Genomic DNA, 23,683 nt, shown 5'->3' on the forward strand with positions numbered 1-23,683 from the left:
GGTATATCATCAAAAAATTATTGGTATGGTGCAAAGGGTACTGATTAAAGCATTCGGGGTTTTTTTGTTTTTGATGGCCATGGGAGGTGTTGCATATGCACAGTATAATATACAGCATCAGGCTCCCATAGCATTAGAACGCAATGCAATGAATACGCTGGAGTTCGACCTGCCGGGATTAACACAATCTGATATTCAGCAAGCTCGTATGTTTTACAGGTATGATGGTGATATCAGTTATCAGCAACGGGAAGTAAATTTTCAAAATGGGGTGTTTCGTACTTCATTTAATATAGATGACCAAAATGCTAGTACCCTGGAATATTATTTTGAAGTGATATTATTGTCAGGTGAACAAGTTTACTATCCATCCAGCTTTCCTGCAGAAAACCCGGTGGTGGTAGAAATTGTAGATAGCCTTGAACAGGAAAAACCGCAACTTGAAGGAGTAGAATATACCATCCTGGCTCCGGAACCGGGAGTTGGAGTAACAAGCGATGATGTTTTGATTGCAATAGCACTGTTCTATGATATTACAACGCTTGAACCCGGAGAATTTAAACTGTATTTAGATAATCAGGATATTACCGGAGAAGCAGATACCAGTGCTTATTATATATCCTATGTTCCCAGGGATTTGCGTTCGGGAACACATCATATCTCCCTCGAATATGCTACTGCGGCTGAAGATTTTGCCGTTGTTGATTGGCAATTTTCGGTAGTTGCTCCGGGACAGGCATCTTTTCGTGGTTTTGATGAAGGCAGACTTCCGCAAATTTCAGCAGAACTCTCAGCCAGAAATCAGGTGATAGCCGGAGATATTAATAATGCCTATACCGGAAGAACACGGGTTTCAGGTCAATACGGGCTGCTTCGATATTCTTTAAACGGATATTTAACATCCCAGGAATCAGCCCGGTTACAGCCTCAAAACCGGTATGGGATAGATTTGTCTTTGGGGAAATGGTGGAATTTCGAAGCAGGACATGTTTATCCTTTGATGAGTCAGTTTACCATATCCGGAAGACGCGTGCACGGCCTTAATACTTCACTTCACCTGCTGGATGACAGACTGAATTTTCAATTTATTTACGGTGAATTAGATCGCAGTATCACCAACCAATACGACAGCCTTATTGTAGAGGAGGTAGTAGATGGTTCCGGAACAACAGTAGATCGCAATTACATGTTGACCTATCAGGATGGCGGGCGCGGAACCTTCAAGCGAAAAATAAGAGGCGGTAAAATTGCTTTTGGGAATGAAGAAAAATTTCAGATGGGTTTTCATGCCTTGAAAATTCAGGATGATACCACTTCTATATTTAATGTCCGGAATTACCTTGATATTATGAATTCAGACCTGACATTAAACAATAATTTAACTCCGGATGCCCGCGACAGCCTGCAGGCAAACCCCAATTTGCTTGATGTGAGAGGCGGGAATATAAACCCAAGAGATAACATTGTGATGGGAACAGATCTTAAAATGGGTTTTATGAACAATAGAATACGGTTTGAATCCGAAGCCGTAATGAGCGCCTTGAATAATAATATTTATGGGGGGCCACTTACCATTGCAAAAGCTGACGAGCTTGGCTTTGATATCGATCAGGGAGTCTCAGACTTATTGGAGCAGTTGTCATGGCTTATCATTATCAATGAAAATATGGATACGTTACCGCTGAAGCTTTCAGAGGATGAAAATGGAGATCTGAAGGGAGAACCTTTTTTCCCAAGCAGTATTTTGGCAGCTAACAGTGAGCTTTCTTACCGTCAGCCAAAGAATAATGCCAGATTGCAATACCGGTGGATCGGGCCAAATTTCAATTCTTTAGCCAACTCCACGGTTCGTAAAGATATTGCGGGTTTCACCCTTAGTGACCGGCTCAACCTGCTGGCTAATCGCGTGTACTTAACCCTGGGGTATGAAAATCTGAACGATAACGTGACCGGATCCCGCGATGCCACTACAAAAACAGTGACCTACAGAACCAATGCCAGCTGGTATCCGGTTGACCGTAAGCTGCCGAGGGTGAGCCTGGGTTTTCGCTACCGAACGCGTGATAATGAAATAGAGCGACAGAATTACTTGTTGCCTGATGATTTAGTAAATGCTGCTGTGCAAAATTTGCGGCAGGAAGTTCGTACTATAAACGGCCAGGATTCTTTGGTGACTTTGGTAACGTCAACGCCCCGCACGAATAATACAACGAATGTAAATGCTTCCATCACCCAACAATTTGAGTGGTTAAGTGCTCGCAATGATGTCTCTATCAGCGTGTCCAATTTAAAGACTACCGATCAGGTATTTGCTTTTGGTGATGTAAGGAGCACCGCGTTCTCACTTAATTTAACTTCTCGCTTTTTTGATCATCCCCTCGAAACCCGACTTGGTTTTACTTATAACCGTACAGAATCAGGAAGCGGACAGAATAAAATTAATATAGCCGGATTTTATGCAGGCGGAAATTACAGCTTTATGGATAACCGGCTGAGTGTGAACGGAAGATTGGCAATTACCGGAAATAGAATTCAGAATCGCGAACTTTTGATACGTGATTTTTCTGACCCAAACACTCAGAAGGATGATTATTATGAGTTGGGATCTGATGTGGACAAAAATAAATTTCAAACCTATGTTATTCAGGCAGGCGCCCGGTTTGATATTGATGATTATCATGCACTTATTTTTGATGCCAATTTAACAAACGTAAGTGGCGGCGGACGTGCTAACGATCGAATTGTTCAGCTCAGATATGTATTTAGGTTTTAAAATAGATGGCTAAAAACAAAAGCAGTAAAAAAAGAGTAGCTTCGGTTCTGTTAATAGCTGTTTCTGCGTTTATTGCGTCCTTTCTTTTGATGCTTTTCAAGCCCGTTCAGATTCTGGAGCTTAAATATAATGATCGGCTTTTTGAATGGCGGGGTCCGCTCGATGTAAGTGACTCACCGATTGTACTGGTGGCTATCAGTCAGCAAGCAGATGAAGAAATTCCTCAAAAGTATCCATGGCCCACTAACTTGCATGCACGGCTGGTTGACAATCTAAACCGGGCGGGAGCTAAAGCCATTGTTTTTGATGTAGTTTTTGACAATCGTGACCGGTATGATTCAAAAAACGATACGTTATTTGCCGAAGCACTGAAGCGGCACAAGAATGTGATATTGGCCGGAGAATTACAGCGAAGTGAAACGGAAGTTTCCAATAAAACATCCACCATGTTCCCAATTCCGGTACTTTCGGTCAACAACCCCAACCCGGTGGCCTTGGTGAGAGTGTATCTTGATTTGGATGGAGCGGTGCGTTCGTACAGATTCGGAGACAGGCATCTGGAGCAGAGCTATTACAGGCTTTCATTGGAAGCGATCAGGAAATACAAAGAAATATCTTATGAAGATATTGACCCAATAGGCCCGAATCCCGAAAGTGAATATTTTAATTTTGGCCCTTTCGATATCCTCAAAGACAGACCGAATTCATTCCTTATTAACTTTTACGGTCCGGAAGGCATATTCCCGGAAGTTTCTTATGAAGAAGTGATTGATGATTCCGGCTATACTACGGTATTTGAATCGGAGCTGGAGTTCGGCATAAATAGCTTTGATGATCCGGAGATAGGGCATTTAAATCTCGGTACTTTCGAGGATAAGATTGTAATTGTAGGTGCTACCATGCCCCTGCTTAAAGATTTTTATGCTACACCTTTTGCTAATGACGGAAATAATGCAAGGCCGGGATATGAGATTCATGCCAACGCTATTCAAACCATTTTAGACAGTAATTACATAGAGCGTTTCCGGGGCTGGTACACCTTATTGATAATGTTGTTTTTCTGCCTGACCATCACCCTGGTAAACCGGATTTTCAGTGCAAATTTAGGGGTGTTGACTTCTATACTTCTTGGGGGTGCTTATTTTGGGATTACTTATTGGGCTTTTGTGAATCACAATTTGTTAATGATATTGACCGGCCCTTTACTTGCCGTCTTCATAACTCAGGCAGGGATGGTCAGTTACGAATATTACATAGAACAAAAAGAAAAACGACGCATCAGAGGGATGTTTGCCTCCTATGTATCGCCGGAATTAGTCAACCGAATGATAGAATCCGGAGAAGAACCGCAGCTGGGTGGAGAAGAGACCTATATGACGGCTTTCTTTAGTGATATCGTATCCTTTTCCACATTTTCAGAGCAACTGGAGGCGAAGGAGTTGGTGAAGCTTATCAATGAGTATCTGAGTTCTATGACTAATATCTTAAATGAGCGGGGAGGAACGCTGGATAAATATATTGGAGATGCCATCGTAGCCTTTTTTGGTTCGCCCGTTTATATGGAAGACCATGCGTTGCAGGCCTGTGTTACATCGCAATTAATGCAAAAGGAATTAAATGTGCTCAGAGAAAAATGGGCTGAAGACGGCTGGCCCGATATCGTGACAAACATGCAGCAGCGAATGGGAATGAATACCGGGATGATGGTAACAGGAAACATGGGTTCAAGCCGCCGTTTCAATTATACCATGATGGGGGATAATGTGAACCTGGCGGCCCGGTGTGAAAGCGGAGCCAAGCAATATGGAGTGTTTACTATGGTGACCGAAGCCACCAAAATAGAAGCAGAGAAATTTGGAGATGCGTGTGTATTCCGGCAACTGGATAATATCGTGGTGAAAGGGCGCACTAAACCGGTAAAAATGTTCGAGATTGCTGATCTCAAGGATGATGCCGGTCAGCAGCTCTACGATTGTGTCGGATTATATGAAGAGGGACTTGAGTATTATTTCAACCGGGATTGGGATAAAGCAAAATCGAAATTCATGGAATCTTTGACGTTGGAGAGATATGAGCAAAATCCATCCGGTATTTTTATTGAGAGATGCGAAATGATGAAGAAAAATCCACCGGCAGAAGACTGGAATGGTGTATTCATTATGGAGAGCAAGTGAACATCGAATTTCGAACATCCAACATCAAAGGAAGAAAGAACAAGGCCAACAGTATCAAGTTCTATGTTGGGTGTTCTTTGTTGAATCTTCGGCGTTCTATTGCGGAGAGGGAGGGATTCGAACCCTCGATACCTCGTTGGAGGTATACTCCCTTAGCAGGGGAGCGCTTTCAGCCACTCAGCCACCTCTCCGTTTTTTGAAGGGCAACAAATATAGCGACCTTTCAGGACTAATAGCAACTTTTTGGCGGCTTAATCTGAAGGGGAATTTTTGGTTGTATTTGTGGTCTCTGACAAGCTTTGAACAGGCAGTTCAATAATGAATTTTGTAACCTCGTCCAGTTTAGATTCTGCCTGTAAATTATCGTTATGAAAGGCAATGGAATGCCGGTTTGGTTTTTAATTTATTTAGCTTCTCCATCATCTATCACATAGATCTGAGAAAGATTACGGCCTTCCTGAGCATAATCTAAGCCGTAACCCAATACAAAAGCATTGGGGATTTCAAAACCAACATAGTCAATTTGTACTTCATGTTTTGTAGCTTCTTTTTTATGAAGCAGTGTGCAAACAGCCACTGAAGCCGGGTTATTTTCTTTAATACGCTTAAGCATATAATTCATGGAAAGGCCGGTGTCAATAATATCTTCAACCAAAATCACATGCCGGCCCTCAATTTTTGCATCAATATGCTTGAGTTCGGTGACTTCACCCGAAGAAACTTTTTCGTCTCCGTAGCTGCTCAATTTCATGAAATCCACTTCACAATCTATACTTACATGCCGCATGATATCGGCCAGGAAAATAAAAGCACCGTTTAAAATTCCGATAAAAATAGGTTTTTTATCGGCGTAATCTCTATCCAGCTGATTACCAAGCTGATTCATGCGCTCGTCAATCTGTTCTTTGGTGATGAAAAGTTTAAACTTCTCGCCGTTACAGGTTACAGTATCGGGCTGATAAAAAGATGAACTCATGCTATAAAATATTAATCGTCAATAAAGTTTGTGTTGTGGATGTAAGTTTAGCCATTTCTGCGATGGCACCCCATTCTTCATTCGCCGATAAAGCAGGATAAATAATGGCGTAAATAGTACCATCTGATCCGCACAATACCAAGCCTTTTTCACGGATAGTTGTCGGGATTTTACGGTTGGTAAGATGATCGGAAATTTTTTGGTTGCCTTCCATGCCAAGGGGTTGAAAAGAATCCCCGGCCTGCCAGCTTCGTAAGGTAACCGGCCAGCTTAGTTTGTCCTGATCCAGTTTTAAGTTCGCATCCGTGTCTAAATTATGTGCCGTTTTGAGGCTGATTTCGCCTTCCTTTACGCCTTTCTCAGCTTGTTCCTTTGAAATAATAACCTGAACCTTCTCATTTTCTTTGTCTGTGTGGAGATGAATTTTATCCCGGTCACGAGTTAATAAAAGGTTGCCGATTTTAAGATTTTTTCCGGTTTGCAGGGTTTCAATTTCAGCCAACTCCTTCAATTGCCCTTTGGAATATTCGCTTTTCATCCCGAACTGATCCAGTATGGTTTTGATAACGGCCGGCTTCACTGTTTCCGGAAGCTCAGCAAATTTCTTCAGGTAAATGGTGTTGTTTTGTGAGACCTGGTCAGCCAGGGCTGCCATTCCTGCTTCAAAAGACTTCCCTTGATTGGGAAGATCCAGGATGTTTTTTTTCCAGCCGGGGAAAAAGCGATCCATTTTTTCGCTGAACTCATTTCGGATAAAATTCCGTGCAAAATCAGAACGCTCGTTACTTTTGTCGATGCGGTAGGGAACGGATTCAAGCTCACAAAAATCCAAAATTTCTTCTTTACTGAATGGAAGCAAAGGGCGGAACAATTTCCCGTCCCAAATTTGCATTCCCTGCCAGGCTGTGGGAGCACTTCCCCTGAAGATCTTTTGCAAAATCGTTTCTACCTGATCGTCTTGATGATGAGCAGTTACAATGGCATCTGCTTTAAAATCGTCCCTCAAATCCCGAAAAAATTGATACCGTTGCTGCCTTGCCCAATCCTGAAAGTTGCGGTCTTTGGCTTCTTTTGGATCCAGCCGTATGGAACAGCATTCAAACCCCCACGCGAAAGCCATTTGCTCCACCAGTTCCTGATCTTTATCTGCTTGTTTCCCGCGCTTGCCGTAATTCACATGTACCGTCAATACATCAACATCCAGCAGGTGAAAAAGATAAAGCAATGCCATGGAATCCGGTCCGCCACTCACCCCGATTACAAAAAGTGCACCTTCCTCAAAATAGTCAGAGAGGCAGTTTGAAAGATGGTCCCGGAGTTTTTTTGAAATCGATTTAGCCATGAGAAAAAGTAGGGGGAAAAACAGAGAATATCGACCTATCTTCAGTACGAAATTCAACCTAAGGAATTTTTTAGTTTTTATGTTTAAAGACAAACCCTGGATTTATGATCATGATGAACCCCTCACCCGTTATTCGCTGGGACAAGAAGGAGAGAACCCGCTGATTTGTTTTGGGGTGAACCCAAGCACGGCAAAACCAAATGATCTGGATCCTACGGTGGCTTCGGTGGCTCGTTTTGCACGAGATCACGGCTACGATGGCTGGTTGATGTTCAACCTTTATCCCCAGCGGGCTACCAATCCCGATAAAATGCACCGTCGCTTTCAGAATGAAATCCACCAAAAAAATGTGGATGTGATCGCCAATTTAACAGAGGGATTATCTGCCGATGTCTGGTGTGCATGGGGTACACTGATCGAAAAACGTTCTTACCTTTCCCGGTGCCTGCAAGATATTTTTGATGTGCTTGCTCAAAATAACTGTACATACTTTAAACGAGGAAGGATCTCAAAAGCGGGACATCCGCATCATCCGCTCTACCTCAAAAAAACAGCGCCGCCGGAAACCTTTGATCTGGACAAGTATGTGAAAGTGGTGGTCAATGGTCGGGATGGGTGAGGAAATTCCCGGTATTAAATTTCAAGCTCCAAGTACCAAATTCCAAAAAAGGCCCGGTTATTGCGAGGAAATTGTGACGCGGAATGCAGGATTGGGAGGTTGAACGACGAAGCAATCTCCCTAAAATGGACACCCGGGCATGCCAAGGAGATCGCCGCGTCGGCAAACAAGGCAGGCTTGGATTAAACATGGCTGTCTCCTCGCGATGACGGGTGAATAATAACAATGCCGGCCGCTCAGGATCTTTTAAGTTTTGAGCGAAGCGGTACCTTAAAAGTAAGAGTCCTGATGATGTATGACCTGCCCGGCAAGTATAATCTGACAAGTCTCTGACTTGTATTTTGCCTGGGTTCCCTGAAATGAGTTGGTTGCCTTAAACTCCGATCTCTTCTGTCTTCTCCTTCGCAAGGAGAAGGACGCTTATAATTATTTATTGTTCCTAATCACTTTTCCAAAGTTACCGGGGGATTGAAATTTAATATGGATTCCAGGTTAACTTTTGAAAAGCTAGCTATTGCCCGTTGTGTTGTAAGGTGATCAAAGATTGGGCAATGCTCTTACATTATGTCGATGATTTCGACAAGTGATTATTATATGTCGAAAAAAGTATTATATTTCGACATATTTTAATTAAACAACTTACCCCATGTCAGATTATGCCAATCAGCCATATAATATTTTACCCCTGCTTCCGCCGGAGAAAAATCCGGAAACACCGGATGTTTTGAAGGCAGCGATTGCAGCAAATCGCTCATTGGCTGAATTGAAGGGAAAGGCGGAAAGTTTGCCGAATCCCACCATCCTCATTAACAGTATAGTGATGCAAGAGGCGAAGGCGAGTTCGGAAATTGAAAATGTGGTAACGACCAACGACAAGCTGTTCATGGCTTTGTCGGCTAATGATCAACAAACCGATCCGCAGACTAAAGAAGTATTGCGCTACCGGCAGGCACTTTGGGAGGGAGTCAGCGAATTGGAGAAGGGATCATTCGGACCTGATCTCTATATCAAGCTCATGCAGATTATCAAGGGAACCGAATTGGGAATAAGGGATGATTCGGGCACGGTGATAGCCAATCCGAATACCCGGAAAATCATTTACTGGCCGCCGGAGGGGAAAGAACTGATTCGAAAACTGTTGGAGAACCTGGAATCGTATATCCATGCCGATGACAAAACCGATCCGCTTATCAAAATGGCCGTCATGCATTATCAATTTGAAGCGATTCATCCTTTTGAGGATGGAAATGGGAGGACCGGCCGGATTCTGAATATTCTGTATCTGATTCACCAGGGGTTATTGCATCAACCGGTGCTGTATCTGAGTGATTACATCATCAGCCATAAATCTGATTATTACCGATTGCTGCGGGAAGTGACCGAGCAAGATGCGTGGGAGCACTGGATTGTATTTATGCTGGAAGCAGTGAAGTCTACTGCCGACCGAACCATGAAGCGTATTGACGAAATCCGGAAACTACTTGATGAAACCCTTGAATTGGCAAAAGAGAAATTACCCGATCGTGTGTATTCCAAGGAGCTGATTGAACTGTTGTTCGAGCAGCCTTACTGTAAAGTGAAGTTTCTGGTGGATCGTGGCTTAGCCAAACGACAAACAGCAGCCGATTACCTGAAAGAGCTGGAAAGTGCCGGCATCCTCAAGAGTAAACAAGCCGGACGCGAAGTGCTGTACCTCAATATCCGCCTTTACGATTTACTGGCTTCTCCCTGACAACGACCTGTCGATGTTTTCGACAGGTAAATAATATGTGTCGATGAATACATCATATATCGACATGTAGGGTGTTCGTTTTAAATATGACAGGAAAGTACTTTTGAAGGACCAAATTCCAAGTTCCGAACGTGCCCGGTCATTGCGAGGAGCCACTGAGGCGGAATGCCGGGTTGGAGGTTGAACGACGAAGCAATCTCCCTGATACGAATACCTAAGCATGTCATAAAGATCCTTCATCGTTCGCTACGCTTAGTCCTCAGGATGACATGATCGGTTATTATCCAAGCGCCACTGTCGTGACGGATGCCCGTGCCGGTCATGTTGTACTGTTGCCTGAAAGGTAATGCCCGACCGCCAACCGGCGGATGGCTATGGTGTGTATTAAAAGGCTGCTGTCATCCTGAACGAAGCGAATGCGGAGTGAAGGATCTCCCTAATTCTGGTACCAAACATGCCAAGGAGATCGCCGCGTCGGCAAACAAGGCAGGCTTGGATTAAACATGGCTGTCTCCTCGCGATGACGGGTGAATAATAACAATGCCGGCCTCGCAGGATCTTTTAAGTTTTGAGCGAAGCGGTAACTTAAAAGTAAGAGTCCTGATGATGTATGACCTGCCCGGCAGGTATAGTATAACTGACAAGTCTCTGACTTGTATTTTGCCTGGGTTCCCTGAAATGAGTTGGCTGCCAGCCCGACCTCTTCTGTCTTCTCCTTCGCAAGGAGAAGGACGCTTATAATGATTTTGAGGCAGAAATGACCAGAAAATCACCAAAGGAGTTTCTCCTCTTGGGAGGAGATCAAGAGGAGGGTGAAGGGTGCCAAGGGCAATACTGTTAAATTGAACTGCGATGAACCGATGGACCGATTTACGATGAACGAATTCCCCCTAAAACCTCGCACCTAACACCTAATACCTTATCCTGCCACCACCCCTCTCCGATACAACATTTGCTCCTTGAAAATCATACCTGGGGTGCTATATTTATTAAAGTATATGTTCAGAAATCAATGCCACATCTTACGGAGTTGGTATTATGTACCGTGTCATTATTATAATGCTGATAAGCGGTTTTTCAATTTTAGGAAATACCGATCTGCTGTATGCTCAGGGCATTGTTGCCGGCCGGTTGACCGACACCGATACCAAGGAACCGTTGCAGGGTGCACATGTCTTTTTATCGGGAACCAAGATCGGTGCCCAAACTGACCGGGCCGGTCGCTACTTCATTCGGGATATTCCCCCCGGCTTTTACCGGCTGGTTATTTCCAGGATTGGGTATGGCAGGAAAACCTATGGCCTTAATGTTAGACCGGGAGATCGCAAAAACATAGATCTCAGCCTGAAGCAGGTGGTCTATGAAATGAGCGAAATTGATGTGGCACCGCAGGGCAGGAAATGGCAAAAAAACTATGAGCGTTTCGAAGAACTGTTTCTTGGTTATACTGAAGAAGCAGACTCTACTGTCATCCTCAACCCGGAAGTATTGCGCTTTGACTCCAATTTCTGGGGTCGCCTGACGGCCGAGGCCCTGGCTCCGCTGAAGATTGAAAACCATGCGCTTGGTTATTACATCACCTACTACCTTGATGAATTTAAACATACGGGAATCAGGACCTTTTGGGACGGGGAACCCCTGTTTACGGCGATGATACCCTCAGACTCGCTGCAGCAAATCCGGTGGGAGGAGAACAGGCGAAAGGCCTTTTATGGGTCGATGCGTCATTTCTGGCTTTCTTTGCTGCATGACAGGTTAGAAGAAGAAGGTTTCCTTCTTTACAACGTGAAAAAATCGCGACAACCCGGCATGGCTGATAATCGATGGCCGGTTACGGTGGATAACCTCGTACGCCCGGATGAGAACCTTTACCTGTATCGGGTTCAATATTCAGGGTTTTTGGAGGTCATTTTTACCCAAGAGGCCATAGATCCCCGCTATCTGGACTGGACACAAGATCGGGATCTGGGACCGGGAAGTCCTCAGATTTCCTGGCTGGAACTTAATGAACGATCCATTACGGTAGATGCAGACGGCGAGGTGATAGAACCTTATGGAGTCATTCAGTTGGGATACTTCGGTTTCCGGCGGCTGGCCGACCTGACACCCCGGGGATACCGCCCGGATGATTTCTGAAATGACTTGGTTGCCTTAATCGTGCAGAGCTGAAACCCCTGGCTTGTTTATGTTCGTGCCACCCCTTCGCAAATCGGTCCATCGCACATCGTCCATCGCATATCATCACCACCCCTAAAACCTAACACCTAAAACCTTGAACCTCATGAACCATCTTCTTAAAATCAGGCTATGAATGGAAATGAAAGTATAGCGGAGAATAAGCTCACCCTCTTTGTGGATATTGACGGCGTGCTGAATACGGAGGCGCATCTGCGGAGGCAGATCAAAGAAACCGGGAGGTCCACCAACCGGAGCTGGTGCCCGACGGCGATGGCGCACCTGAAGCTGCTGGTGGAGTATTATAACGGGCAGATTGTAGTGAGTTCCACCTGGCGGTATGACCATTCCCTCCGGCAGCTAAAGGAATTGTTCGAGAACAATGGTGTGCCCGGGAAATACGTGATCGGGGTCACCCCTTCCCTGATCTACGAAAACTCCGGGAAGGTGACCCGCGGAGATGAAATCCGCCGCTGGATCACCGATAACTTGCATACGGAGGAAATCCCCCGATATGCCATCCTGGATGATATGGACGAAGGACTGAGCCGGTTCGGCGAGCGCTTTATCCAATGCGACCCGGAGGTCGGCCTCGCCGATAAGGAAAAGGTGAAGAGGGTGGCGGGGTTGGTTTAAACTATTTACCTACTTCGCAAATCGGTCCATCGCATTTCATCCGTAATACTCGTTCCGAAGGTCCCCTTCGGAATGCCATCCCGGAAGCTCCGGCTTCCCGTGTCCTGTATTAATATGTTGCCTGTATTCACCTTTCTTGTTCTTTTGTACCGATACTGATCTTCATCAGCACAGGCGCCAGAACCAAAAGCTCCCGGCTGCGAAAAAAGAGCTAAATCTGACTTCCCGAAAGCGTTCGAGACTAAAAAAGATAAGTGCAATAAAAGTGCAGTCATCCCTGGCCCAGACCAGGGATCTCCCTACTGCAAGAACTAAATCGAATTAGGGAGATCCCGGATCGGCGCTTTCGCTGCTGCTACAGCTTGTCCGGGATGACGTGGTGATGGCGAATGGGATTTCTTTCTTAACGCTGCATTCCGTCATCTTCTTCACGCTCTTTTTTCTAAGGCCGATGGAACATCCAACAAGGAACATTGAATTTTGAAGTGAAAGATCCGTCCCCGGCACTAGCGCAAGCGTCCCGCTTGTGCGGTGGTGGATTAAGATTAGCTGCCTTTGGCTACAAAACCCAAACCCGCAGACAGGTGTGTCCGGATCTCAAGCGCCTGCCTTTGCCTTCCTGTTAGCCTCGCTCCACACGCTCTGCGTGGGAACACACTTTTATGGATAGCTGTAAAGGAAGATAGCAAGCACTGAAAATCCAAATTTTATATATTAAATTAATAGGTGATCAAACAGGAGAAAAACATGGATGATGAAAATGTAGTCAGAGAAGAATTGGTCGAGTGGATCTCAAGGCCGGGTAACGAGGATCTGCTGGAAACGCTAAAGCTTATGAAAGAAGAATCATCAGAAGGGGATTGGTATGACGATTTAACGGAAGGGGAAAAGGAATCCGTTAAAAAAGGTCAGGAAGATCATGAAAAGGGAAAAACGCTAAGCAGCCGGGAATTTTGGAACAAACATGGCTGAACGAAAGCGAGTGGTATGGTCGCGTGAGTCTTCGATTAAAATCCAGGAAATCAAAGCATATCTTTTAGAGGAATGGAGCGAAGCGGAAGTCAATAGCGTCTTGGTGAAGCTGAAAAAGTTTGAACATCGAGTAAGCTACTTTCCAAAGTTATACCCCGCATCTTTGAGGTTTCCCCATCTAAGAAAGGCCGTTATTTCAAAGCATCTATCGATTATCTATGAACCTCGAGGTGAAACGGTAAAAGTGATAACTATTTTGGATAATCGGCAAAAGAATTGAATCTCAGGAATTTTAATTGAGGTAATTTTAAATGTTAAATGGAGAGTCATTTAACATTTCAGCATTCAAGATTTAAAATTGACTTCGTCCACCCCATTGCAATCCCCTGGCACCCTCACCCCACTTGCAAAAGCCGCTTATTTTCCGTCAATTCCGTTCGCTAACTAAAAACCGGAAATCAAACATCGGGATCATGATGAAAAGAATTGGAATGCTGCTTGTTATGCTATGCGTGTTCGGACTGAATCAAACCGTTCAGGCGCAGGAACAGGATGATAAAGAGGAATCAAAGACGGATTATACCGAGGCCATCACCTTGGTGGAAGTGTGGCTGGATGCCATGCAAAAGTACGATGAACTGCCCGGCGTCAGTGCCATTGCGCTTAAAGATCAGGAAGTGATTTGGAAAGGTGCTTTTGGGGAAGCCAATCCCGAAGAAGAACGTGCCATGGCTCCCAATACCATCTGCAGCGTCTGCTCAATTTCGAAGTTATTTACCTCTGTCGCCATCATGAATCTGTACGAGGAAGAGAAACTTCGATTGGATGATGAAATTCAGGATCTGCTCCCGGAATATGACCTGGAACAACAATATCAACTCAGCGGCCCCATTACCGTTCGGAATTTGCTTACTCATTCCTCGGGACTTCCCCGCGAAAACAAGTATTCCCACTGGACAGACCCCAGCCTCGAATTTCCGACCAAAGAAGAGATCCTGAAAGCCCTGGAAGATCAGGAAACGCTGTACCCATCTTCTACCTATTTTCAATACAGTAACCTGGCGATGACTTTGCTGGGATTTGTAGTTGAGGAAATATCCGGTCAGCCTTACGACGACTACATTCAGCAAACCATTTTAGACCCGCTTAGCCTGTCTGACACGCGTCCCGATATGCCGAAAGAACTCTGGGGAAGTCAACTTGCCATAGGATATTCCTACGAAACCATGGATGGCGAACAGTTGAAAGTAGATCTATTCGATCCAAACGGGGTAACGCCTGCAGCCGGATTCAGTTCTACCGTTGAAGACCTTGCATCATTCGCAGCCTGGCAGTTCCGGCTTTACGAGGCCGAAGACGAAGAAATCCTGCATCCCGCCACCATCAAGAACATGCACAACATCCATTGGATGGATAGCGATTTTGGTACAAGCTGGGGGTTGGGCTTTTCGGTATATAAAGGTCCTGATGGTAAAAAATGGGTGGGTCACGGTGGACACTGTCCCGGCTACAAAAGTACGCTGGCGATGATCCCCGAAACCAAAATGGCCTACTCCGTGATGATCAACAGCAGCAATCCCAACCCGGGAAAATATGCACAAGGCATCCACGCTATTTTATCTAAAGCGGGAGAAATTGAGTCGGCTGAAGATGATACTTTAGCTGCCGAACTAAAAGAGTACGCCGGTTATTATCAGGGAGAGGTCATGAAGTCCACCAGTTACGTAGGCACCTGGGGCGACAAGCTGGTGATGATGGGACTGCCCTCCGGCGATCCGGGCAACTTCAACACCTACCGCCGGGTCGATAAAGATCATTTTGTCCGCATCCGCGATAACAAAGAGGACGGCGAGAGCATGCGCTTCATCCGGAATGAAGACGGCGAAGTGATCCAAATGAAATACTACGATAACTACATCTCCGACAAAATAAGCATTGATTGACCCGGAAGAATAATCACGACCCGAATCCCCGACCCTTATGTGTCTTTCCTTAACCAAGGGGAATGGACTCCTTAATCCTCGTTACGAAGGTCCATCTTTGTAACGCCATCCCGGAAGCTCTGGCTTCCCGGGTCCCGGAGTGATTCAATCCCCTGTTAACTTTTCCAAAGTTACTGGGAGATTGAAGTTTAATATGGTTTCCAAACCAACTTTGGAAAAGTTGGCTAAGGATTCCTGTATTCAACTCCCTAGTTCTTTTGTGCCGATACTGATCTTAATCAGCACAGGCGCCAGAACCAACCCCGAGCAGTCGGGGCGGCTGCGAAAAAAGAGCTAAAGCTGACTTCCCGAAAGCGTTCGAGACTAAAAGAGATAAGTGCAATAAAAGTGTAGTCATCCCTGGCCCAGACCAGGGATCTTCCTACTGCAAGAACTAAATCGAATTAGGGAGATCCCGGATCGGCGCTTTCGCTGCTGCTACAGCTTGTCCGGGATGACGTGGTGATGGCGAATGGGATTTCTTTCTTAACGCTGCATTCCGTCATCTTCTTCACGCTCTTTTTTCTAAGGCCGGAGGGAACATTGAACAAGGAACGCCCAACATCCAACGCAGAAGTTTTTAAGGGTCATTCCTGCGGAGGCAGGAATCTGATGGTTGGATTCGGCTTTGTTGTTTTGTCGATGGCAAATTGGTTGCCTTTACCTCATCACAAAGCAAAACAACTAAAACCTTGTCCCTTGCGCCTTGAACCTAACACCTAACCTCTACCAACCCCCCGGTTCAAATTTAAAAAACTCACAAAGCAGCCGATACAGTTTAGAGTGTTCACGCCTCAGCTTCACGGGCTGTTCCAGGAAACATTCGGTAAGCACGGCAAAAAACTCGGCCGGGTTTTCAGCTCCATAGGGATCCAGCAGGGTTTGTTGTCCCCGTTGAATGTGGCGCAGATGGGAGCGATAGCCCTCCGCCAGCGCTTGAGCCCATTCGTCCTCCAGCTCCGTTTCGCCGTCGGGAGTGATGCCGGCCGATAATCCGTACCGGTAATCCAGCTGATGGGCAAACTCGTGATAGATCAGGTTTCTGCTATCGGAGGGATTGCGGAGGCCGTTCTGAATATCCTCCCAGGAAAGGACGATATTGCCCGGGTGCCACGACTCCCCCGAGCGCGGCTCAAAGCCTTCCGTCACCACCCCGCCGGAATCCACGTCATAGACCGCGCCCATGTAGTCGGACGGATATACGAGTACGGACTGCAGCGAGGGATAATAATCGGACGGTTCCTCCAGGATGAGCATGCAGGCATGGGCGGCAATGATCAGGCGCATGTCTTCGGTGAGAGTAAGTCCGCCGCAGCCCTCGAACAGTTTTTCGTCCATGAAAACGGCGATGCGTTGTTTCAGCTTCGCCTGCAGATCTTCCGGCAGCCGGCGATACACCGGAACGCGCCCGGAAAGCACCCTCATCCACTCCTCCGGAAAAGGCCGGCGGATCACCCATTGGCGGCGAAGAAATTGAAACAGGGGCATAGCAGGATCTTATTACAGGTTTATGGCTATGATACGGAAAATCTTTTGAGGGTTTTTCTAAGGCCGATGGAATTGCTTTATATTCTTCCAGATCATTAAATCAAATTGAAGCGTATGACTTTTAAACGATGGATAAATATAACCGGGCTTTCCGAATCTTCGGCAAAGAAATATTCCAGTGCCGTATTTGGCTCCATTTCGGAATGGGCAAAAGATGCGGGTTTAATTGAGAATTCTCTGATTGAAATATCCGATCCTCAGGAATTCAAGAATCTTGTGGAGAAAATTACACGGCTTCCCATTTTTATAGAGCGAAATGAAAAAGGGAATAACATGTACAGTAGTGCTCTGAATAAATATTTCGAGTACTTGAAAGATGCCTCGGACGAATTGGAACAGGACATTGAAAATATTATAACCGATACCTCTTATGCTGAAACAGATAAGGTTAGTCTAATCAAAACCAGGATTGGGCAAGGGGAATTCAGAAACGGCTTGTTGAGTTACTGGAAAGGCTGTGCAGTCACAGGCTATAAAACTCCTTCCATGTTGATTGCCTCCCACATAAAACCTTGGAGAGATTCGGATAATCAGGAACGATTGGATACCTACAACGGGCTTTTGCTCACTCCAAATTTTGATAAGGCTTTTGATGCCGGATTTATTTCGTTTGACTCCAAAGGCAAAATCCTGATCTCCGATGTTTTTGAAGCACCCAACATGCTAGGCATTGAATCAGATATGAAAATTAGGTTTGAAAATGCTCACCGGAGGTACTTGGAGTATCACAGAGAGGAGGTTTTTATGAACTTTTGAACTAAGCGCTCTTTTTGATCTCGTGTACCAGATTTTCCAATCTATCGGTACGATCTGATTTGTTTAGGATTTTGCATTCCCAAACAGTAAGTACGTTCCACCCTTTTTGTTCAAGTGCTTTTCTGTTTCGAATGTCTCTTTTCTTTGTTCCATTGATTTTCTTCTCCCAAAATTCTTTTCTCGTTTCCGGCAAACTTCCTTTCTTACAAGAATGTCCGTGCCAAAAACAGCCGTGAACAAAGACCACCGTATTATATTTGGGAAGGACAATATCCGGTGTGCCGGGATAGCGTTTGTCATTTTTACGATAGCGAAAACCTTTGGAGAAGAGATACTTGCGAACAATGATTTCCGGCTTGGTTTCCTTACCGGAAATGTTGGACATGATTTCGCTGCGCTTTGATTTAGAAAAAATATCAGCCAAAGTGTTGGTCAAGATGTTCTTTTATATTCTTTGACTGAATATAACTGAAGCGTGGTGGAAGTGCATTTCCAATTAATAAAGCCAAAGAAGATTTCGAGATATCAGTTGGAAACTTGTAATCCTCGGGAAAAGATTGCAATAAAGCCGCTTCTCGTGGAGTAATTACGCGATTTTGTTCGGGGTGTAAAAACCGCCCTTTGGAAGGGTTAAGACAGCCGCCGGTTATGGTTGTGGAGTAATCATCCCAGCGTAGTCTTCCATATACGTCGTTGAACCCAATATTCTTTTTATTATGACAATCAAGTAAATATTCGTCTGGCAAGTCTTTTCGACTACCGCCATCCTTTGGTGTTAGTCTTATTCTTTCCATTACTTTTTCTGTATGATTTGCAACTATCTTTTGTAATGGATCATCTGCCTCATCCGGTGTTGGTAGATGTTCGATTTCACTTCTAACGGTTCTTTTTTTACCGCTGGCGGGAGCTATTTCCAAATTACCTAACAGAGAACCGACCATTATCAATCGTTTTCGGTTTTGTGGAACTCCATAGTCCTTAACATTTATAACATCTACCTTTGGATCATATCCAAGAGCATCTAATCTTTTGACAATATCCTTGAATAAGTAATAATCCTTGAGCCCAGGTACGTTTTCCATCATTATGGTTAGTGGTTTCAGCTCCTTTACCATTTTGAAATATTCTTCAACTAAGCTGTTTCGTTTATCTCGAACACTAGCTTTACGGTTAAGTTTCCTGATTGAAGAAAAACCTTGACAAGGTGGGCACCCGGCAAGTAGATGGAGAGGTTTGCTATCCAACAATGATTTCATTTCGTCAATTTTGACAGATCGAATGTCTTTTTGAAGCACCTTAGTTTCAGGAAAATTTAATTTGTATCCTTTGACAGCATCCACCTCTAACTCTACCGCAAATTTAGTTTGAAAGCCAGCATCATGCATTCCTGCGGTTAGGCCTCCTACCCCAGAAAATAAATCTGCTGAAAAATATTTTTTTTTGATATTACTCATTGAAATACTTGGCTACAGTCAAAAATATCCTTTATTTAGCTACAAGAATTATAATTTATAAAATAATTTCAAAATGCCAGACATCCAACAAGTATTGACCGATAATCTAACTAACGATCAATTCAATGCTGCTAATGATGCAGCCAATGAAATACTTTGTTTAGCATGTGCTGGGTCAGGTAAGTCCAGAACTTTAGCTTATCGAATAGCTAGGCTAATTGCAGAAGGCGAGCCTCCATCAAGTATTGTAGCATTTACTTTCACAAATAGAGCTGCTGAATCTATAAAAATGCGTGTTGCAGATGCTTTAAGTTCATCTGGTATTGATCCTAAAGTTCTGGGGGCTATGTATCTAGGTACAATTGATTCGTATTGTGGATATATTTTAGGGGAAATTAATGCTGATTATAGGCAGTATGACATGCTTGATCCAAATAAGCTTACATTATTTATCATGTCACGATCTAGGGAGCTAAATATTTATCAACTAAAAAGTAGCCGAAGTAACCGAGGTTATTTTGATACAGTAAAACAAGTACGAGAAGCATGGAACACTCTTAATAATGAAATGCTTGATGTTGAAGATGTATCAACCCATGATCCAATGTTGGGAGAAACATTGTCTGAACTTCGGAATTTATTACATAGAGATAAATTCATTGACTTTTCATATGCTCAAAGATTAGCTATTGAGGAGCTTGAAAATGCTGAGAATGCTGAAAGAGTATTACTAGGAATAAAACACTTAATGGTTGATGAGTATCAGGATGTTAATCCTGCACAGGAATCTTTAATAGCAAAAATTCACGATTATTCAGATACATTATTTGTAGTAGGTGATGATGATCAGTCTATTTATTCGTGGAGAGGGGCAGATGTCAATAATATTCTTGAATTTCCAGAAAGATATCCCAATTCTACCCGTCATGAATTGACTACAAATTTTCGAAGTCTACCTAATATTATTGAAGCTTCAAGTCATTTTGTTGAAGACCAACTTGGTGCAGCTCGGTTTAGTAAAACACCACAAGCAGCTGATATCAATGAAGATCTTCCAGGGCAAACTGGCAAAATATGGTTTGACTCAAGAGAGGAGGAGGCAAATTGGGTTTCTGAAAGAATCCAATTTTTACTTGGGAAGTCATATTTTGAAAACAGTACAGAAGATATAAGGGGGCTTACACCAGGTGATTTTGCGATTCTTATGAGGTCAACTCATGGCTCAGGGGAAGAACCTAGACATATTGACTTCACTAGGGCACTTGAAGATTCAGGTATTCCATACTTCATTGAAACTGAAGACACTATCTTCTCGCATGCTCCTGTCCTGGCGTTAAAAGAAACTTTTTCTTTATTAAGGGATGGTAATCCTAGTCGTGGAGCAGTTAGAGAATTATTTAATGAAAGAATTTTGTCTGTATTTCCAGAAACACAATTCAGAGACTTTACTCGATTAATGTCTGTGTGGGGAAGACTTATCCATGGTGGTCACGGAGGTGTTAGAAGAAAAGTATATCCACAAGAACTTGTCCACCAATGCTTAGAGGTTTTTAAATATGATGAGTCAAATTTTGACTACATGGATAATAAAGCTTTAGGTGTTTTCAGCTCGATTATGCTTGATGTTGAGTCTGTTTATATGAGTATTGATTCAACATCAAGGTTTCGAGAGGTTTTAAACTTTCTAGATAATGTAGCAGAAAGCGGATACCAAACGACTCAAGATATAGTTTTACAAAAGCCAGATAGAGTATTTGTTTCCACTGTTCATAAGGCCAAAGGTTTGGAATTTCCTGTTGTTTTCATAGTTGATTTAGAACAAAGAAGATTTCCTGGAGATGTCGATAGGTCTTTTAAAGGATGGATCCCAATTGAAATGATAGGTGAAGCATTTGAAGCTGGTAGATATGCGAATACTAGAGAAAATGATATTAGACTGTTTTATACGGCTGTAACTAGAGCTGAAAGATATTTATATATGACTGGCTCTTCACATCTGCCAAACGGTAGAAGTGAAAGAAAAAAATCAGTTTTTTTGGATGAATTTGAAAATGATACAATTACGGATAATGCTGAATTATTACCTGAGTCAATAAGTGATACTGAGCCGATTCAGAGAATTGATGACAATATTAAGCCTACGAGTTTTACAGAAGTTAAATACTATTTAAGATGCCCGAAAGAGTACCAGTTTAGAAAACAGTATGGATTTAATCCCTCTGTTCCAGAACTGTTTGGATTTGGACAAACTACTCATGCTTCTATTGCTAAGCTGCATGAACTATATCGAGATAATAGACCAACTGAAGATCAAATCAGTAATACAGTAGACCAAATATTTCATTTAAAACATGTTCCTCAAAGTAATGATCCGGAAAATAATCCAGGACCCTTTGAGCGTGCAAAAGAAAGTACTAGAAGTATTATTACAGAATATGTCGAGAAGCATGGAGATGATTTTGAAAAAGAAAGAAGAGTTGAGGTAAGATTTGAAATTCCAGCAGAAAATACGGTGATTTCAGGTGCAATTGATCTTATGCTTCAAGAAAACGAGGAAGGTGAAATAGAAGATGCTACTGTTATAGATTTTAAATCAATGGAATTAGGTGAAGGCGAATCATTGGATTGGATCTCGCTATCACTTCAGGTTCAATTATATGCTTTGGCAGCTACACAAGTATTAGGTGAAAATGCAAAAACTGGGCAATTACATTTCCTAAAAGATAATGAACGTGTTGAATTACCAGTTCATGATGAAGCCCTTGATAGAGCATTGAAGAATATTGAATGGGCGGTGAAAGGTATTATAGCTCGTGATTATCCAATGAGGCCTCACCCAGATAAATGTGCAGAATGCGACTTTTCTAGGTTTTGTACCAAGCAAATTCAAGAATTTAATACTGTAGATCTTCCACCACCGATATTTACTCCTGAAGAAGAAATAATGATAGGTAGTTTTAGCAAAATTGAAGAATGATTAATTGTATACTTTCATTATAATTTATCACTAATAAAATGTGTTTTTAAACATAAATCATATTAGTAATTCCCTATCCCATGAATTTTTCTACATCGAATTTGGTGATGGATATTATTAGAAATTATATTGAAGCCATCTTCACTGCACACCTTTAAACTTCTCCAAATGTATTTCGAGTGCCTGTTGTGCCGGATGAAATGACTCCATATCCGGTAACAAAATGGGCTTCTTATTCAAATCCCATAAACTCTTCACTTCATTTTGTTCTTCTTTCAGCCATTTGGATAACAATAACCTATAGTCTGGCTGGATGGTCAGCATAAAATGATCGAACATCCAGTGATGGGTTTTGCAAAGGGCGAGTCCGTTTCTGGGATCGTCGTTATTGCTCCGGCTTCGCGGAATGATGTGCGCCCCGTCCACCAGGGTACTGCCTCCCTGAGTTACCACTCTGGACCGGCAAACTGCACAGGTATATCGATAAGCCTTGCGGACGGTTTTACTAAATCCCGCATCCCGCACCTGCGTTTTTGAAACCCGGTATTTTATTCCTGCTTCATCGGTATGGTCAATCCTGAAGGGTTCTGCCGCAATAGATTCAAGTTGCATGGAATAATTATAAGCCTGATAATTGAATCGGCTGATTTTTGCTACCTGCGTAGCCGCTTCTTCCGAAAAGTAGGTCGTGATGAGTAAAGAACGAATGGCATTCCGCTCATCGGGATCGTCAAACAGAGTAAATAATATTTCATCCATTTCTGCATGTTCTACTCTGTCAGTCAGGCCACCCAGCGAGGGCGAACTCTTATATTCTTCTTTCCCTTCTTTATAATGAAGTTTCCAAAAGGGCTCACTTTGCATATGGTAGAACGGAAGGGCAATAGTGGTAATCCGGTCTTTGCCCATCATACTGTTCCAGTATTCAAAAAACATTTCAATCAAAGGCTGATTCAGTTCAATCCGGTTATCCGAAATCCATCCCTGTTCCACGCCATCCAGAATACTCAGCAACAAAAACGGTTTGTGCGGGGCTTGCCCTCTAACCTCATCTGGCCATGGATGGGATCTATCAGCGTTCAGATTTGTCAGCCAATTAATAATTTCCTGATTCATACTAGATCCCGTTTCCCATTCTGAAATTTCTTAAGCTCCTCAAAAGTCATGACTTGAATATAAAAGAACAAGATCAATTTCCTAATTCCGGGGCTGGGTGAAAAAACCGTCTATACCCTTCAAAATTTTCATCTAGACGAAAATTTATCGCAGTCTAGATGAAAAATTATTTCTATATAGATGATTTTTTATATCCATCAGGAGGCAAGCCTCCGGTGTGCCCCGGCCGCTGTCGGCACAAAGCCCGTCCGAAGGACGGCTAAGGGTTAACAACCACCCCTGTCATTCTGAGCAAGCCGACCGGCAGGGAGACGCAGCGAAGAATCTCCATGAAGAGGGTAACATGCTTTTCAAAGAAAATGCTTTTACAACCCGGTTGCCATCGAAGGGAGATCCCGCATCTCCGCATTCGCTTCGTGCGGGATGACGGGTTGTGGGTTTGTTGGGGGCA

Annotated in this window: 18 protein-coding genes and 1 tRNA gene; 11 read left to right on the top strand and 8 right to left on the bottom strand. The window is 43.6% G+C overall.

Features of this window, described 5'->3' with window-relative positions:
• Positions 1-25 precede the first annotated feature (25 nt).
• A complete protein-coding gene (locus HUJ22_RS13245) occupies positions 26-2,773 on the top strand; it encodes a hypothetical protein (protein WP_290878177.1) in 2,748 nt (915 codons plus the stop codon).
• Between the two features lie 5 nt (positions 2,774-2,778).
• Positions 2,779-4,947, top strand: a complete 2,169-nt coding sequence (locus HUJ22_RS13250) for an adenylate/guanylate cyclase domain-containing protein (RefSeq protein WP_290878178.1) — start codon at positions 2,779-2,781, stop codon at positions 4,945-4,947.
• A gap of 102 nt (positions 4,948-5,049) precedes the next feature.
• On the opposite strand, the gene HUJ22_RS13255 is transcribed toward HUJ22_RS13250, so the two are convergent.
• The 3 genes from HUJ22_RS13255 to tilS form a co-directional block, all read right to left on the bottom strand.
• Positions 5,050-5,138 (bottom strand) — tRNA-Ser (locus tag HUJ22_RS13255).
• Between the two features lie 212 nt (positions 5,139-5,350).
• Entirely contained in the window at positions 5,351-5,923 is a 573-nt protein-coding gene (gene hpt, locus HUJ22_RS13260) for a hypoxanthine phosphoribosyltransferase (protein WP_290878179.1), read from the bottom strand.
• A 1-nt stretch (position 5,924) separates the two neighbouring features.
• The gene (tilS, locus tag HUJ22_RS13265; RefSeq protein ID WP_290878180.1) at positions 5,925-7,265 is read right to left on the bottom strand and encodes a tRNA lysidine(34) synthetase TilS; all 1,341 of its coding nucleotides are present in this window, start codon (positions 7,263-7,265) and stop codon (positions 5,925-5,927) included.
• A gap of 79 nt (positions 7,266-7,344) precedes the next feature.
• Here tilS and HUJ22_RS13270 point away from each other — a divergent pair, with 79 nt between their 5' ends.
• The 4 genes from HUJ22_RS13270 (at position 7,345) to HUJ22_RS13285 (ending at position 12,427) form a co-directional block, all read left to right on the top strand.
• Positions 7,345-7,884: a DUF1643 domain-containing protein gene (locus tag HUJ22_RS13270; protein WP_290878181.1), complete on the top strand. Its 540-nt coding sequence runs from the start codon at positions 7,345-7,347 to the stop codon at positions 7,882-7,884.
• Positions 7,885-8,530: 646 nt separating this feature from the next.
• The gene (locus tag HUJ22_RS13275; RefSeq protein WP_290878182.1) at positions 8,531-9,616 is read left to right on the top strand and encodes a Fic/DOC family N-terminal domain-containing protein; all 1,086 of its coding nucleotides are present in this window, start codon (positions 8,531-8,533) and stop codon (positions 9,614-9,616) included.
• Between the two features lie 1,038 nt (positions 9,617-10,654).
• Positions 10,655-11,752 (top strand): carboxypeptidase-like regulatory domain-containing protein, encoded by a 1,098-nt coding sequence (locus tag HUJ22_RS13280; protein ID WP_290878183.1) that lies wholly within the window; start codon positions 10,655-10,657, stop codon positions 11,750-11,752.
• A 171-nt stretch (positions 11,753-11,923) separates the two neighbouring features.
• Positions 11,924-12,427, top strand: a complete 504-nt coding sequence (locus tag HUJ22_RS13285; protein ID WP_290878184.1) for an HAD domain-containing protein — start codon at positions 11,924-11,926, stop codon at positions 12,425-12,427.
• Positions 12,428-12,432: 5 nt separating this feature from the next.
• Here HUJ22_RS13285 and HUJ22_RS13290 read toward each other — a convergent pair whose 3' ends face one another.
• Positions 12,433-12,702 carry a hypothetical protein gene (locus HUJ22_RS13290; protein ID WP_290878185.1) on the bottom strand — a complete coding sequence of 90 codons (270 nt, stop codon included), beginning with the start codon at positions 12,700-12,702 and terminating at the stop codon, positions 12,433-12,435.
• A gap of 472 nt (positions 12,703-13,174) precedes the next feature.
• Here HUJ22_RS13290 and HUJ22_RS13295 point away from each other — a divergent pair, with 472 nt between their 5' ends.
• Both HUJ22_RS13295 and HUJ22_RS13300 read left to right on the top strand, forming a co-directional pair.
• The gene (locus HUJ22_RS13295; RefSeq protein ID WP_290878186.1) at positions 13,175-13,399 is read left to right on the top strand and encodes a hypothetical protein; all 225 of its coding nucleotides are present in this window, start codon (positions 13,175-13,177) and stop codon (positions 13,397-13,399) included.
• A gap of 473 nt (positions 13,400-13,872) precedes the next feature.
• Complete coding sequence (locus HUJ22_RS13300; RefSeq protein WP_290878187.1) at positions 13,873-15,342, top strand: serine hydrolase domain-containing protein; 1,470 nt, start codon at positions 13,873-13,875, stop codon at positions 15,340-15,342.
• 765 nt (positions 15,343-16,107) lie between these two features.
• Here the strand turns inward: HUJ22_RS13300 and HUJ22_RS13305 are convergent.
• Positions 16,108-16,869, bottom strand: coding sequence for a M90 family metallopeptidase (locus HUJ22_RS13305; protein ID WP_290878188.1), 762 nt, complete (start codon positions 16,867-16,869; stop codon positions 16,108-16,110).
• Between the two features lie 114 nt (positions 16,870-16,983).
• Between HUJ22_RS13305 and HUJ22_RS13310 the strand changes: the two genes are divergently transcribed.
• Positions 16,984-17,685: an HNH endonuclease gene (locus HUJ22_RS13310; protein WP_290878189.1), complete on the top strand. Its 702-nt coding sequence runs from the start codon at positions 16,984-16,986 to the stop codon at positions 17,683-17,685.
• 1 nt (position 17,686) lies between these two features.
• Here HUJ22_RS13310 and vsr read toward each other — a convergent pair whose 3' ends face one another.
• The gene (gene vsr / locus HUJ22_RS13315) at positions 17,687-18,109 is read right to left on the bottom strand and encodes a DNA mismatch endonuclease Vsr (protein ID WP_366871096.1); all 423 of its coding nucleotides are present in this window, start codon (positions 18,107-18,109) and stop codon (positions 17,687-17,689) included.
• Positions 18,102-19,139: a DNA cytosine methyltransferase gene (locus HUJ22_RS13320; protein ID WP_290878191.1), complete on the bottom strand. Its 1,038-nt coding sequence runs from the start codon at positions 19,137-19,139 to the stop codon at positions 18,102-18,104. The genes vsr and HUJ22_RS13320 overlap by 8 nt, the downstream gene beginning before the upstream one ends.
• A gap of 73 nt (positions 19,140-19,212) precedes the next feature.
• Here HUJ22_RS13320 and HUJ22_RS13325 point away from each other — a divergent pair, with 73 nt between their 5' ends.
• Positions 19,213-22,116, top strand: coding sequence for an ATP-dependent DNA helicase (locus HUJ22_RS13325; RefSeq protein ID WP_290878192.1), 2,904 nt, complete (start codon positions 19,213-19,215; stop codon positions 22,114-22,116).
• Between the two features lie 141 nt (positions 22,117-22,257).
• Here the strand turns inward: HUJ22_RS13325 and HUJ22_RS13330 are convergent, their stop codons facing one another.
• The gene (locus HUJ22_RS13330; RefSeq protein ID WP_290878193.1) at positions 22,258-23,232 is read right to left on the bottom strand and encodes an HNH endonuclease; all 975 of its coding nucleotides are present in this window, start codon (positions 23,230-23,232) and stop codon (positions 22,258-22,260) included.
• Between the two features lie 217 nt (positions 23,233-23,449).
• On the opposite strand from HUJ22_RS13330, the gene HUJ22_RS13335 reads away from it, so the two are divergent.
• Complete coding sequence (locus HUJ22_RS13335) at positions 23,450-23,659, top strand: hypothetical protein (protein WP_290878194.1); 210 nt, start codon at positions 23,450-23,452, stop codon at positions 23,657-23,659.
• Positions 23,660-23,683 lie beyond the last annotated feature (24 nt).

It is taken from the genome of Gracilimonas sp., from assembly GCF_014762685.1.
GTDB lineage: Bacteria > Bacteroidota > Rhodothermia > Balneolales > Balneolaceae > Gracilimonas.